Raw genomic sequence first — 13,962 nt, 5'->3', positions numbered from 1 at the left:
GCCGCGCCAGCGCGTCCTCGGTCGCGGCACGGCGCTCGGCCTCGGCGGCGTCCGCCGGTCCGCCCAGCGCAGCCAACCGTCCGGACGGCTCGCCCTGGGCACCGGTCCGGACGCCGAACGCCTGCTCCGGCGGCAGCGACGTCCACGATGTCGGTTCGCCGAGCCGGACCCGGTCCCGCCGCGGCAACGCCTCCTCGTCGGAGTCGCCGGTGATGGACGCGGCCAGTTCGGCCACGTCGTCGGCCTCGGCCAGGCGTCCCAGGCCACGCAGATCCTCGGCCAGATCGGACAGCGCCACCACCAGCAGCTGCTGCACCTCCGGCTTGCGCACCGCCAGCGCGCCCAGCAGATCGACCAGGCGCCGCCGCAGGGTGAGGCCGAGGCCGGACGCCCCGGCCGCCAGCACCCGGTCGGCGGCCTCGCTGTACAGCCCGAACATCGGCTCGCTGAGCCGGTCCAGCATGGCCGGTGGCAGCGACTCCGGCTGCTCCAGCAGCTGCAGCGCCCGCGCCTCGTAGCGCTCGACGGCACGCAGCAGGTATTCCGCGGCCGGCTCGGCCCAGCCGGCCGCCCAGCGGGCGTCCGAAGCGGTCCGGTCGACGTCCACGGCCAGGAACTCGCCGTCGTCGGCACCCACCGCCACGGCGGCGTCGGCGCGCGCGTTCGCGGCCGCCGCATCGCCGCCGGCCAGCGCGGACCGGGACCAGACCAGCAACGCCCAGGCGATGGTCTGCGGCGCCAGCGCGTCGTCCAGTTCCAACCGGTCCAGCTGCTCCCGCAGCCCGAACGCGGCGGCCAGCACCTGCCCGGCCTGGGCATGCAGTCCGGCCGCCGACTGGATCAGCGCCAGGTGCACCAGGGACGTGATGGACCGGGCGGCGTCCGACCGTGGTGTGTAGGGGCCGACCGGGCCGTGCTGGGCCAGCACCCGGGCCGACAACGTGACGGCCTCCTGGGCACCGGACGCGGCCTCGGCCCAGGCGTGCCCGGCGAGCCGGTGCGCGGTCAGTTCGACCAGGGCGTCCGCGACCGGCCCGAACCGCTCCGGGTCGCCGCCCGCCCAATCGCGCAGGCGCTGCAGTTCCGAGGCCAGCCGACGGGTCTGCTGGGCGTGAGTGTCACTGGGCTGGTTCATGAACTCCTCGTCACGGCACGAAAATCGGGCGTACTTCGGCATCGGGAACGCCTCCATTGCACCATGCCGAGGTTGCCTTCGACATCCCGCAACACGTTGACTCCCGGCGCGGACGCTCCGTAGCCTGCTGACCGAGGGGCGATCCGTCCCTCCGTGCCCCCGTTCCAGAAAGGCTGGGCAGATCTTGCTACGCCGAAAACTCCTGATCGCTACGGGCGCCGTCGCCCTCGCGGTCCCCACCGTCGCCTACGCCGACCCCGTCGACCGCTTCGACGCCGCGCCGAGTTCGACCCGGATCGACAGTTCCGCGGTGCCCGCCTCGCTGAAGGCGGACGCCAAAGTGACCGTCATGGTCGAGTTGACCGGCGACCCGGTCGCCGTTGTCGAGGGCCGGTCCGCGACGCCGCTGTCGGGCACCCGGGCCGCCCAGATCCGCTCCGGCCTGAAGAGGTCCCAGGACCGGATCAAGGCCGAGATCAACAGCCGCGGCGGCAAGGTGCTGTCCCAGATGCAGTCGGCCTACAACGGCATGCGGGTCACCCTGCCCCGCAAGCAGGTGCGCGCGATCGCCCAGCTGTCCGGGGTGAAGTCGGTCACCACCGCCCGCAAGTACGAGATCCAGAACGCCACCAGCGTGCCCTACCTGGGCGCCCCGCAGGTCTGGCAGAACAACAAGTACCGCGGCGAGGGCGTCAAGGTGGCGATCATCGACACCGGCATCGACTACACCCATGCCGACTTCGCCGGGCCGGGCACTGTGCAGGCGTTCAACACCGCCAAGGCCAGCGACACCCCGAATCCGGCCTGGTTCGGACCCAAGGCACCCCGGGTGAAGGGCGGCTACGACTTCGTCGGCGACGACTACGACGCCAGCGACCCGGCCACCTCGACCCCGAAGCCGGACGCCAACCCGCTGGACTGCAACGGTCACGGCAGCCACGTCGCCGGCACCACCGGCGGCGGCGGCGTCAACGCCGACGGCACCGCGTTCACCGGCCCGTACGACGCGAAGACCCCCAAGCGGAACTTCAAGGTCGGCCCCGGCGTGGCGCCCAAGGTGAACCTGTACGCGCTCAAGGTGTTCGGCTGCGAGGGCTCGACCGACGTGGTCGTCGAGGCCATCGACTGGGCCGTGAAGAACAAGATGAACGTGATCAACATGTCGCTGGGTTCGACCTACGGTTCGGCCACGGAGCCCGATTCGATCGCCGCCCGCAACGCTCAGGCCGCCGGCGTGATCGTGGTCGCCTCGGCCGGCAACTCCGGCCCGAACCCGTACCTGGCCGGCTCCCCCGGCGCCGGGCAGGGTGTGATCAGCGTCTCGGCGATCGACTCCACGGCCAGCTTCCCCGGTGCCACGCTGAGCTTCGACGGCAAGAAGACGGCCGCGATCAACGCGAACGCCGCGACCCTGCCGACCAACCAGCTGACCGTCGTCAACCTCACCGACGACCCGTCCACGCTGGCCAACGAATCGCTGGGCTGCGCGGTCAGCGACTACACCCGGGCCGGCATCACCGCCGGCGGCAACCAGATCGCGGTGACCACCCGCGGCACCTGCGCCCGGGCCGCCCGCGGCATCTTCGCCCAGAAGGCCGGTGCCGCCGCCGTGGTGATGATCAACACCGACAGCGGCTACCCGCCGTTCGAGGGGCAGATCCTGTCCAACCCGGACGACCACGAGCCCTACACGGTCACGATTCCGTTCCTCGGCGTCCGTGACAGCGACGGGCCCGCGCTGAAGGCCGCCACCGGCAAGACCCTGACCCTGGCCGCGGCCCCGCTGAGCAACCCGACCTACAAGAAGTACGCGGACTTCTCCTCCGGCGGTCCGCGCACCGGCGACAGCGGGCTGCGTCCCGCGGTGTCCGCACCGGGCGTCAGCATCCGCTCGGCGGGTGTTGGCACCGGCAACGACGTGTCGGTGCTGTCCGGCACCTCGATGGCGGCCCCGCACGTCGCGGGCGTGGCGGCCCTGGCCCGGCAGGCGCACAAGAGCTGGTCGGCCGGACAGATCAGCGCGGCCCTGACCAGCACCGCCGACCCGGCCAACGTGCCCGGCTACCGGCTGACCCTGGGCGGCGGGCTGGTGGACACCAAGCAGGTGGTCTCGACCAGCATCTTCGCGATCGGCGACCAGTACTCCACCAAGGCCGGCAAGGTGTACGAGGGAACCCTCAGCTTCGGCTTCCACGAACCGACCGGCACCTGGTCGGGCAGCAAGAAGCTGACCCTGGTGAACAAGGGCTCCAAGAAGGTGACCTTCTCGCTGAAGAACGAGAAGACCAAGCAGTCGGTTCCGGCCTCGGTGAAGTTCAGCCGGACCAAGATCACCGTGCCCGCCCGGAGCAGCCGCACCGTCACCGTGAAGCTGAGCCTGTCGGCCAAGTCCGTCGGCTCGTCGCTGGCCGGCGACAACCAGTTCGCCCTGCGCGAGGCGTCCGGCAACATCCGGATCACCAGCAACGGCAAGGGCACGCTGCGCGTCCCGTACCTGATGGTGCCCCGGGCCCAGGCCAAGGTGGCCGCCACCCAGGCTCTGGTCAAGTCGTCGCTGACCACGGCCCCGAACGCCACCACCGAGAAGCGTCCGGACGCCAAGAAGACCGACATCGCACCGGCCACGCAGCAGACCAACGTCACGCTGACCAACCCCAAGGGCGCGCTGCGGGCCGGAGCCGACTTCTACACCTGGGGCTTGCAGGACGCCCAGGACGTCAGCTCGTCCTACCCGAAGGGACTCGACCTCCGGGCCGCCGGGGTGCAGTCGATCGACGATCAGGGCGAGCAGACGCTGGTCTTCGCGATCAACAGCTGGACCCGGTGGTCGAACGCGGCGGCGATCGAATTCGACGTGGCGATCGACACCAACCGGGACGGCGAGCCGGACTACATCGTGTTCAGCCGTGATTCGGGCGACGTCCGCAACGACGACCCGGACGGGCTGAGCGAGGTGTTCCTCTACGACGTCGCCAGCAAGGAGTTGAGCAGCACCGGCTACCTGGCGCAGGCCCCGACCGACAGCAGCACCATCCTGCTGCCGGTGGACGCCGCCGACCTGGGACTGTCCAAGTCCTCCGGCGCGTTCCGCTACGAGGTGTCCAGCTACTCCTTCGTGGAGGAGGCGGCCACCGACGAGATCGCCGGAACGGCCAGCTACGACCCGTGGAAGCCGGCGATCAGCAACGGTGACTACGCCACCGTGCCGGTCAGCGGCAGCAACACGGTGCAGGTCACCTTCGACACCACCGCCGTCGCGGACCAGAAGCCGCTGGGCACGATGATCGTGGTGCTGGACAACAAGGCCGGGAAGGACGAGGCGCTGCTGCTGCCGAAGCCGTCGTTCTGACCATCGTCGAATGCGCCGCCCCCGGGATCATTTCCCGGGGGCGGCGTTTTCCCATTCGCGCGACGACTCGCACCTAGACTCGCCGCGTGCCTCGTATCGGTTGCCTGCTTGCGTTGCTTCTGCTCAACGCCTGTTCCATGACTCCGTCAACGAGTCCGGAGCCGCAGCAGAGCCGGCCGGCCCCGCAGCAGTCCCGGTTCCTGACCGCTCCACCGCTACCCTCTGCGCCATCCGGAACACAGGCCACTCTTCCGCCTCATCGGCTGGCGGCCATCCAGTCCGAGTTGCGCGGCCGAGGCGTGACCACGGAGGTTCTGGTGATCAGCGTCGAGAAGGTGCGGTTCAATGACGGGTCATTGGGTTGCGCACAACCCGGGGTGAAGTACACCCAGTCGCAGGTCGACGGCATGCGCGTGATCGTCGAGGCCGACGGGCGCCGCTACGACTATCGCTTCGGCAACGGCGACGTCCCCCGGCTGTGCGAGGCAGTTTCGGGCCCGAGACGAAGCGGTGATCGCTGACGTCAGTTGAACGCCCTTGCCGCAATCACGATCGGGCGCAGCCCTCGGCCCCGCAGCACCAGTTCAGCCCGCACCGGAGGCGTCCGAACGACCACAACTTCGCTGTTTCGAAGCAGTACGTCCACCGTTGACGGCACTTCGAGAGTCGGATACTCCTCAGGCAGCGCCACCGCCGTGTATTCACGACCAGAACCGTCGACAACGCTCACCCAGAGGCCTAACCTAGCAATATCTCGATGAGTCCCGCAGCCGCCGCCTATCGCCTCGGCATCATCGACCATCACCAGACAAAGAGCTGTTCGCCTGAAATCCACCGACAGATACACCGGCTTGCCGTCCACTTCGCCAAGACGTCGAGTGTCCTCAAGATGCAGATCAGCAGGCCGCGAGCCGGTGAACCAGGACGGCAGCCCGTCCTCGGGCGTCATAGACCGGCCCTCGGCCGGAAAGTGGAGACGCTCAGCGACAGGGGCTGGAGAGAACAGGGACTGCGCCCCGACCAAAGTCAGCACAACCACGGCGCCCATCAGGAAGAACCTGATGTGTCGGACATCGCGGCGGGGAGGCATCACGACAGCCTCACTGCCCGTCCAGGAGTCGCCGCACCAGGTCCAGTGAGCCCTTCGCCGAGTCGTAGCCGACGACGACCAGGTCGCCGCGCACCGCCACCGTCCACAACCGGGCGTCACCGTCGGCCAGCACGGCTGGGCCGGCCAGCTTCGACAACGGCCGCAACGCCCCGCGTCCGGCCCGCTTCCGCAGCTCTTGGCGCACCGTCTCGGCCCGCTCGGGGCTGATCCCGGACGCCGGGGCCGGCTGCTGCTGGCCGACCACCAGCATCGGCCGGATGGTGCCGCCGCGGGCCACCGAGGCGGTGGCCACCGCCATGGCGAACGGCGACAGACGCAGACTGCCGTCGGCCTCGGCGCCGAAGGTCTCGATGCCGAGCCCGAACGCCTCGGTCAGCCCGAGCAGCCGGATCGCCTCGGCCGGCCCGCCCGGAGCGGCCAGGCCGCTGACCGGGGCGAAGTCGGTGGGATAGACCCGCTGGGTGGTCGCGGTGGTCTGTCCGGGCTTGCTGGCGACGGCCAGCAGGGCACCGTCCGAGGGCCGGATCAGCACCGCGGCGGCCCGGCCGGAGGAGCGCGCCAGCAGCTTCTCGGCCCGGGTCTGCAACGAGACGTCCAGGGTGGTGCGCAGCGATCGGCCGTCCACCGCCGGCACCCGGAACAGCTCGCGGGCGTCCTGCGGGTTGCCGTCCGGGTAGGCCTGCACCACGAAGCCGGTGGTGCCCATCAGCAGCGCGTTGTGCACCCGCTGCAGTCCGGCCAGCCCGACCAGATCGCCGGCCCGGACGGTGCCGCCGGAGCTGCGGATGGCGTCGGAGGTGGCCTCCCCCACGCTGCCCAGCAGCTGGCGCGCGAAGGTCGCCGAGCGGGCCAGCGGCCGGACGGCGTCCAGCACCCGCACGCCCTGGATCGGGCGCACCGCGTCCAGGATGTCCCACCCGCTCGGCCCCACCGCGCGGATCACGGCGGCCTCCACATAGGCGCGCGGGCCGTAGCCGGCCACCTTGGCGACGTAGCCGTCGGAGTCGATGCCGACCGCCTTGGCCAGCGCGGCCGCGGCCTTGGGCTGGGCGTCCGCCGGGATCAGCGCCTTGTCCAGCCCGATCCGCTTGGCCTCCTGGTTCCAGACCAGCCGCTCGTCGTCCCGGCCCAGGATCTCGCCGCGCACCGGGCTCAGCCGGACGGCCCGCAACCGGTCGCCGGGACGGAGCCCGGACGCGATCAGGTCGCGTTGCCAGACCCCGGTCCAGCCGTCGGCGCCGCGGGTCAGCCGGAGGTAGGCCTCCTGCACCCAGGCGGGTTTGCCGTCGTGGATCACCCATTCGGCGCGCAGCCGGGCGGTGGCCTCGCGTTGATCGTCGGCCAGCTGGACGCTGTCCACCGCGATGCTGGGCCGCAGGCTGCCCATGCCGCGCAGCGTCGCCTCCAGGTCGGCCAGCTCGGACGGCCCGACCGTCGAACCGAAGGAACCGTCGGCGATGGTCCGGTCACGCAGCGCGTCGGCCGCTCGCCGGGCCGCCACGGTGGCCCCGGGCAGCGGGTCGGTGGCGGTGCGCCAGACCAGATAGCCGCCGCCGGCCAACGCCAGCACCAGCACAGCGATCAGCCAGGTCGGGGGACGCCGCACGGCGCCGGCTGGGCTCATGGCCGCATGCTAGCCCGCGGCTCCGACGGTTCCGGTGCTACCCCGAACCACCAGCCGCACCGGCAGTTCCACGTCGGCCGGCTCCGGAACCGCCGGATCGGCCCGGTTCGCGAGCACCTGCCGGAGTGCCTGGGCAGCGGCGCGGCCCTTGGCGTCGGCGTCCTGGGCGACGGTGGTCAGGCCCAGCCCGGCGGCCACCGGGTGATCGTCGAAGCCGACCACCGAGAGGTCGCCGGGCACCCGCAGGCCGAGGTCGCCGGCCGCCGCCAGCGCCTGGGCCGCCACCAGGTCGGAGACGCACAGCACCGCGGTGGGCCGGTGCCGGCGCAGCAGTTCGGTGATCGAGGCCCGGTTGTCGCCGAAGATCTGCACGAAGCTGATCACCGGCTTGATGCCGCCCAGCCCCTCGATCCAGCCGGCCATCCGTTCGGCGCCGACCAGATGCCGAGGGTGCTCGTCCGGCTCCGCCTGGGGCGCCAGGATGGCCACCCGGGTGTGCCCCAGCCCGGCCAGGTGGGCGGCCGCCGCCCGCGCCCCGCCGCGGTCGTCGATGGTCACCCGGACGCCGTCCTCCCAGGCCATGTCGACGCCCACCACCGGAACTCCGCGGCGCCGCAGCCACTCCACGCTGGGGGCGTCCAGGTCGCAGGAGTAGGCGATGGCGCCGTCCATCGCGACGTCGTGGGCGGGCACCGTGGGCGGCAGCATGGTCAGCGCCAGGGCGTCCGCACTGAGCTCGTCGGCCACCGCGCCCAGGAAACGGGCGGTGACCGCGTCCGAGAGCGCCAGCCGCAGCGGCTGGGTCCAGAGCACCCCGATCGCACCCGAGGTGCCGGTGGCCAGCGACCGGGCGGCCGGATCGGGACCGTGGTAGCCCAGCTCGTCGGCCGTCGCGAGGATCCGCTGGCGCAGCTCGGCGGACAGCTGATCGGGACGCGAGAAGGCGTTCGACACGGTCATCCGGCTGACCCCGACCCGGTCCGCGATGGACTGCAAGGTGACTCTCGGCATGGATCCCTTCCACGATTTGCCGGAGACCCTACCGGCTGACTATCTTTACCGGTACAGAACTATACCGGTAAAGGGGACTCATGAACGGGCGCAACGCAGGCGACGACTGGTGGCGGCATGCGGTGGTGTATCAGATCTATCCGCGCAGCTTCGCCGACGCCAACGGCGACGGCATCGGTGACATCGCGGGCATCCGCGGCAAGCTGCCGCACCTGGCGGCGCTGGGCGTCGACGCGATCTGGATCAGCCCCTGGTACCCCTCGCCGATGGCTGACGCCGGCTACGACGTCAGCGACTACCGCGACATCGAGCCGCTGTTCGGCACCCTCGCCGAGGCCGACGCACTGATCGCCGAGGCACACGCCGCCGGGATCAAGATGATCATCGACATCGTCCCGAACCACACCTCCGACCAGCACGCGCTGTTCCAGGCCGCGCTGGCCGCCGCCCCGGGCTCCCCCGAGCGTGAGCTGTACGTCTTCCGCGAGGGCCGCGGCAGCGACGGCGAGCTGCCGCCCAACGACTGGCAGAGCAACTTCGGCGGCCCGGCCTGGACCCGGGTTCCGGACGGCCAGTGGTACCTGCACCTGTTCGCCCCCGCCCAGCCGGACGTGAACTGGCGACACCCGGCGATCCGGGTCGAGTTCGAGCAGACCCTGCGGTTCTGGTTCGACCGCGGCATCGACGGCTTCCGGATCGACGTGGCGCACGGCCTGGAGAAGAACTGGGAGCTGCCCGACCTGAACGGCCTGGCCTTCCCGCTGGCCGAGGACGCCGAGCACGAGCACCCGCACTGGGACCAGCCGGCCGTGCACGAGATCTTCCGCGAGTGGCGCGCGATCGCCGACGAGTACAGCCCGGCCCGGGCGTTCTGCGGTGAGATCTGGGTCGGACGCCCGCAGCGGCTGGCCGCCTACCTGCGCTCCGACGAGCTGCACACCGCATTCAACTTCGACTTCCTGATGGCGCCCTGGCTGCCCGGCCAGCTGCGGTCGGTGATCGACGCCACCATCGCCTCGCACGCCGCCGTCGGCGCCCCGCCCACCTGGGTGCTGGGCAACCACGACGTCTGCCGGCCGGTGTCCCGCTACGCCCGCGACCAGCGGCTGCTGAAGCCGATGGACCGGCACCTGATGGACTTCCAGGACCTGCCCGCCGACTTCGATCTGGGACGCCGCCGGGTCCGTGCCGCCGCCCTGCTGATGCTCGCGCTGCCCGGCGGCGCCTACGTCTACCAGGGTGAGGAGCTCGGGTTGCCCGAGGCCGAGCACATCCCGGCCGAGGCGCTGCAGGATCCGACCTGGGTCCAGTCCGGCGGCACCGACAAGGGCCGCGACGGCTGCCGCGTCCCGCTGCCCTGGACGTCCGCCGGCGACTCGTTCGGCTTCTCCCCGGACGGCGCCGCCGCACCCTGGCTGCCGCAGCCGGAAGACTGGGCTCCGCTGGCCGCGGACGCCCAGGACGGCGTGGCCGGCTCCACCCTGGAGCTGTACAAGGCCGCGCTGAAGCTGCGCCGCGAGCTGGGCGAACTCGGCGACGGCACCCTGGAATGGCTGGACGCCGGCGCCGACGCGCTGGCCTTCACCCGGCCGGCCGGGGCGGGCTCCGCCGGCTTCCAGTGCTGGACGAACCTCGGTTCCGGGCCGCTGGCACTGCCCGCCGGCGAGGTGCTGCTGGCCTCCGGCGAACTGACCGAGGACGGCCTGCTGCCGTCCGACACCACGGTCTGGCTGCGCGGCTAGAAAAACTCCGGAAAGTCTCCGGACGCCCATGTATCACCCGCTACCCGGGGTGCTCATGGTGGATGACAAGGTCGCTGATCCCGATTCTTTCCGGGGGTTGATTCGGCGGTGCGGCCTCGGGGGGAACGCATGATGCGCGACGCATCGGCGGCCGGCCTCTTCGGGGGGAGGGCCGGCGCCGAAGCGTCGCGCACGGCGTGTTTTCGGCCTCTACACTGCTGGCACACCGGTTGAAGGAGCGCCATGAAGATCGCCGTGCCCACCGAGGTCAAGAACCGCGAGTACCGGGTCGCCATCACCCCGGTCGGAGTCCACGAACTGACCCGGCGCGGCCACCAGGTGTTCGTCCAGGCCGGCGCCGGGCTCGGCTCGTCGATCACCGACGCCGAGTACGCCGCCCAGGGCGCCACCATCCTGCCGGACGCCGACGCCACCTGGGCCGCCGGCGAACTGGTGATGAAGGTGAAGGAGCCGGTGGCGTCCGAGTACGGCTACCTGCGCGACGACCTGGTGCTGTTCACCTACCTGCACCTGGCCGCCGACCGAGCGCTGACCGAGCGGCTGCTGGCCGCCGGGACCACCGCGCTGGCCTACGAGACGGTACAGCTGCCGAGCGGGATGCTGCCGCTGCTCTACCCGATGTCGGAGGTGGCCGGCTGCCTGGCGCCGCAGGTCGGGGCACACGCCATGATGAAGGCCCAGGGCGGCCGGGGCGTGCTGATGGGAGCCGTCGGCGGCGTCCCGAACGCCAAGGTGGTGGTGCTCGGCGGTGGCGTGGCCGGGCAGAACGCGGCCAACATCGCCCTTGGCATGGGCGCCAACGTGACCGTCCTGGACACCGATCTGGAGAAGCTCCGGATGACCTTCTGGCGCTACGACAACCGGGTCCAGGGCATCGTGTCGACCGCACTGAGCGTCCGCGAGCAGGTGCTGGCCGCCGACCTGGTGATCGGCACCGTGCTGATCCCCGGAGCCAAGGCGCCCAAGCTGGTGACCAACGAGATGGTGGCCCAGATGCGCCCCGGTTCGGTGCTGGTCGACGTCGCCATCGACCAGGGCGGCTGCTTCGAGGACTCCCATCCCACCACCCACGACGACCCCACCTTCGCCGTGCACGAATCGATCTTCTACTGCGTGGCGAACATGCCCGGCGCGGTGCCGAACACCTCCACCTGGGCGCTCACCAACGCCACCCTGCCCTACGCCACTCAACTGGCCGGCAAGGGCTGGCGGCAGGCCTGCATCGACTCGCCGCCGCTGGCCCTGGGCCTGAACACGGTGGCCGGCGCCATCACCTGCCCCGGCGTCGCGGACGCCTTCGGCGACCTGCCGGCCACGAGCATCGCGGACGTCCTCGGCTGAACCAACTCTCGTGCCTCGCGCGACCGTCCACGAGAACCGGGCCCGCGGACTGGACGCTCACACGTCGGCGCGGTGGAAGTTCTGGAAACTCCGGGACGCCGTCGGCCCGCGCTGATTCTGGTAGTGGGAGCCGTACACCGCCGAGCCGTACGGGTTCTCCGAGGGGCTGGAGAGTTGGAAGAAGGCCAGCTGGCCGATCTTCATCCCCGGCCAGAGCATGATCGGCAGGGTGGCCACGTTGGACAGCTCCAGGGTGACGTGCCCGCTGAAACCGGGGTCGACGAAGCCGGCGGTGGCATGGGTGAGCAGCCCGAGGCGTCCCAGGCTGGACTTGCCCTCGACCCGGGCGGCCAGGTCGTCGGGCAGCGTCACGGTCTCGAAGGTGCTGCCCAGTACGAACTCGCCCGGGTGCAGCACGAAGCCCTCGGCCGGGTCGACCTCGACCAGCCGGGTCAACTCCGGCTGATCGGCGGCGGGATCGATCACCCGGTACTTGTGGTTGTCGAACAGCCGGAAGAATTTGTCCAGCCGGACGTCCACGCTGCTGGGCTGGATCATCGCCGGATCCCAGGGGTCGAACCGGACGCGTCCCGCATCGATCTGGGCGCGGATGTCGCGATCGGAGAGCAGCACGCGCCTGAGGTTACCGTGACAGCCCCTACAGTGGGTGTCCTCGTCGCGACCAAGGAGGCACCGATGCCGGAATCCGATCCGAACGCCGACACCAAGGCCGCGTTCAAGGCCGCGCTGGAACGCAAGCAGCAGGGCCGGCAGGCCGGAGCCGATCACACCGATGCCGCCCGGGGCACGGCGAAGAACACCCATGCCCAGGGCGGCAAGCGGCAGTTCCGGCGCAAGTCCGGCGGCTGACCGGTCGCTCAGGCCTCCGGGTCGCCCACCACGTAGAGCATCACGATCTGCTCCTTGGTGTTCTCGGCCCGGCTGACCGACGGCGGGAATTCCAGCACCAGCTGGTTCACCACGGCGCCGAGCCGCCAGTTGTTCTTGCGCACCTTCTTGAACGCCTTCTGGAAGGTCTCGGAGAACTCCGGGTGCCGGGACAGGTAGTGCACGATGTGGTCCGGAACCCGGGCCTTCTTCTCGGCGGCGACGGCGCTGATGAACGCCAGAGCCGAGCGGTTGGACGCCTTCGTCCAGGCCCGCCGGTAGACGTCCTGCCGGTCGACGTCGGTCGACCAGGTGTTCCAGTTCAGTACGAACTGGGTGGTGTCATTGTCGAGGAAATCCTCAACTCCGATCTTCGGCATGGGGGTGCTCCTTCTGTGTGAACCGTACCCAGGCGGGTGCGAATCGGTGGGCGACGGAGGTCGCCAGTCGGGCGTGGCGCGCGCTCGCCTCGTCGGCGCCGCGCCGCCGCAACAGTCGGGCCAGGTGGGCGTCCGCGGGCCCGATCCCGGCCGATCCCCCGATCGGCAGCCAGCCGCCGCTGTACACCGCCAGTTCGGCGGCGAGCTCGTCGGCGAACTCCGGTGCGGGCTGGGCGCCGCCCAGCGCCCCGACGATCAGTCCTGCCGCCACGCCGGCCCGGAAGGTGCCCCGGACGCTGTTCCAGAGCTGTTCCAGGTAGTCCAGCGACGGCGGACGACCCAGTTCGGCGGCGATCCCGGCGGCGACCAACTGGTAGAGCGGGTCGACCTCGGAGATCTCGTCGTCCAGCGCCTCGAAGGCGGGAGCCAGGTCGACCAGCCGGTCGTCGCGGACGGCGTCGCTGAGCAGCCGCTCGTGCCCGGTGAGGGCGACCGTCTCCGGGTCGACGCCGGCCTGGAGGGCGCGGGCCCGCTCGGCGTGCCGCGCCGCGGCCGCGGTCGGCCCGGACAGCCCGGCGAGCAGCTCGCTCAGCGTGATGGCCACCCACCGGTGCAGCACCGAGCCGGACGCCTCGGCGCGGCGCTGGTAGTCCTGCGCGGCGGCCGCCGCGCCCAGCCGGTCGGCGAGTTCGATGTGCGCGGTGACGATCGTCCGCAGCGCCTCCAGCTCGGCCTCGGCACTGCCGGCCCGGGCCGCCACCACGGCCATCCGCTGGGACAGCTCGAGCCGGCGCTGGGACGGCTGCTGCCGCGGCCAGGTCAGCGAGTGCAGGGCACGCAGGGCGTCCAGCGCCACCGTCGGGTCGGGGTCGGCGGCATGCCGCAACGTCTCCGGCTCCATATCGCCAAGCCGGGCCAGCATGGTCGGGTCGCCGACCTTTCCGGCCCGCAGATAGCCCTCCATCAATCGGACGCGCAGCGCGGTCTGGTCGGCCGGCACCCATTCCAGCGCCTCCCCGAGCAGCAGCTGGGCGCGCCGGGACGCCGCCCCCATCGGCACCCAGGGCCCGGTGGCCAGCAGCGCCGCCTGGCCGAACAGCACCGGCTCGCCGGCCCGACGCGCCACGGCGGCCAGCTCCCGGCCCTGCGCGGTGGCCTGGTCGATCCGGCCACCCAGGGTAAGCGCGGTGACGCCCGCCAACGCCCAGGGCAGCCAGTCGGCCGGAGCGAGCCGGATCCGCCGGGCCAGTTCGACCGCCTCCGCGTAGCGGTCCGCGGCGGCCAGCGGCGTCCCGGCGGCGGCCAACGCCGCGGCCTCGGCGGCGGTGTACGCGGCCGCCTGCTGGTCGGCTCCGGGCAG

The 13,962-nt window shown here is 71.5% G+C and carries 12 protein-coding genes; 5 read left to right on the top strand and 7 right to left on the bottom strand.

Features of this window, described 5'->3' with window-relative positions; translation table 11 throughout:
* On the bottom strand, window positions 1-1,135 hold a 1,135-nt coding region (locus QM582_RS08520), incomplete at its 3' end, for a hypothetical protein (protein ID WP_415083522.1).
* 184 nt (window positions 1,136-1,319) lie between these two features.
* On the opposite strand from QM582_RS08520, the gene QM582_RS08515 reads away from it, so the two are divergent.
* Both QM582_RS08515 and QM582_RS08510 read left to right on the top strand, forming a co-directional pair.
* Window positions 1,320-4,484, top strand: coding sequence for a S8 family serine peptidase (locus QM582_RS08515; RefSeq protein ID WP_415083520.1), 3,165 nt, complete (start codon window positions 1,320-1,322; stop codon window positions 4,482-4,484).
* A 317-nt stretch (window positions 4,485-4,801) separates the two neighbouring features.
* A complete protein-coding gene (locus QM582_RS08510; RefSeq protein ID WP_415083517.1) occupies window positions 4,802-5,005 on the top strand; it encodes a hypothetical protein in 204 nt (67 codons plus the stop codon).
* A gap of 2 nt (window positions 5,006-5,007) precedes the next feature.
* Here QM582_RS08510 and QM582_RS08505 read toward each other — a convergent pair whose 3' ends face one another.
* The 3 genes from QM582_RS08505 to QM582_RS08495 form a co-directional block, all read right to left on the bottom strand.
* Window positions 5,008-5,433: a hypothetical protein gene (locus QM582_RS08505; protein ID WP_415083515.1), complete on the bottom strand. Its 426-nt coding sequence runs from the start codon at window positions 5,431-5,433 to the stop codon at window positions 5,008-5,010.
* Between the two features lie 151 nt (window positions 5,434-5,584).
* Entirely contained in the window at window positions 5,585-7,219 is a 1,635-nt protein-coding gene (locus tag QM582_RS08500) for a hypothetical protein (RefSeq protein ID WP_415083514.1), read from the bottom strand.
* A 9-nt stretch (window positions 7,220-7,228) separates the two neighbouring features.
* Window positions 7,229-8,230 (bottom strand): LacI family DNA-binding transcriptional regulator, encoded by a 1,002-nt coding sequence (locus QM582_RS08495; RefSeq protein ID WP_415083512.1) that lies wholly within the window; start codon window positions 8,228-8,230, stop codon window positions 7,229-7,231.
* Window positions 8,231-8,310: 80 nt separating this feature from the next.
* Here QM582_RS08495 and QM582_RS08490 point away from each other — a divergent pair, with 80 nt between their 5' ends.
* A complete protein-coding gene (locus QM582_RS08490; protein ID WP_415083510.1) occupies window positions 8,311-9,972 on the top strand; it encodes a glycoside hydrolase family 13 protein in 1,662 nt (553 codons plus the stop codon).
* A gap of 243 nt (window positions 9,973-10,215) precedes the next feature.
* Window positions 10,216-11,334: an alanine dehydrogenase gene (ald, locus tag QM582_RS08485; RefSeq protein ID WP_415083508.1), complete on the top strand. Its 1,119-nt coding sequence runs from the start codon at window positions 10,216-10,218 to the stop codon at window positions 11,332-11,334.
* Window positions 11,335-11,391: 57 nt separating this feature from the next.
* On the opposite strand, the gene dcd is transcribed toward ald, so the two are convergent.
* On the bottom strand, window positions 11,392-11,967 hold the full coding sequence (dcd, locus tag QM582_RS08480; RefSeq protein ID WP_415083506.1) for a dCTP deaminase: 576 nt from the start codon (window positions 11,965-11,967) through the stop codon (window positions 11,392-11,394).
* Between the two features lie 63 nt (window positions 11,968-12,030).
* Between dcd and QM582_RS08475 the strand changes: the two genes are divergently transcribed.
* Window positions 12,031-12,204 carry a DUF5302 domain-containing protein gene (locus QM582_RS08475; RefSeq protein WP_415083504.1) on the top strand — a complete coding sequence of 58 codons (174 nt, stop codon included), beginning with the start codon at window positions 12,031-12,033 and terminating at the stop codon, window positions 12,202-12,204.
* A gap of 8 nt (window positions 12,205-12,212) precedes the next feature.
* On the opposite strand, the gene QM582_RS08470 is transcribed toward QM582_RS08475, so the two are convergent.
* Together QM582_RS08470 and QM582_RS08465 are read right to left on the bottom strand one after the other, a co-directional pair.
* Window positions 12,213-12,602, bottom strand: coding sequence for a hypothetical protein (locus QM582_RS08470; RefSeq protein WP_415083502.1), 390 nt, complete (start codon window positions 12,600-12,602; stop codon window positions 12,213-12,215).
* The coding region (locus QM582_RS08465) for a hypothetical protein (protein WP_415083500.1) at window positions 12,583-13,962 on the bottom strand (1,380 nt) is incomplete at its 5' end. The genes QM582_RS08470 and QM582_RS08465, both read right to left, overlap by 20 nt.

The organism is Micropruina sp., assembly GCF_047607385.1.
GTDB lineage: Bacteria > Actinomycetota > Actinomycetes > Propionibacteriales > Propionibacteriaceae > Micropruina.
The sequence above is the reverse complement of the archived record's forward strand: the minus strand, read 5'-3'. Positions and strand labels throughout refer to the sequence as shown.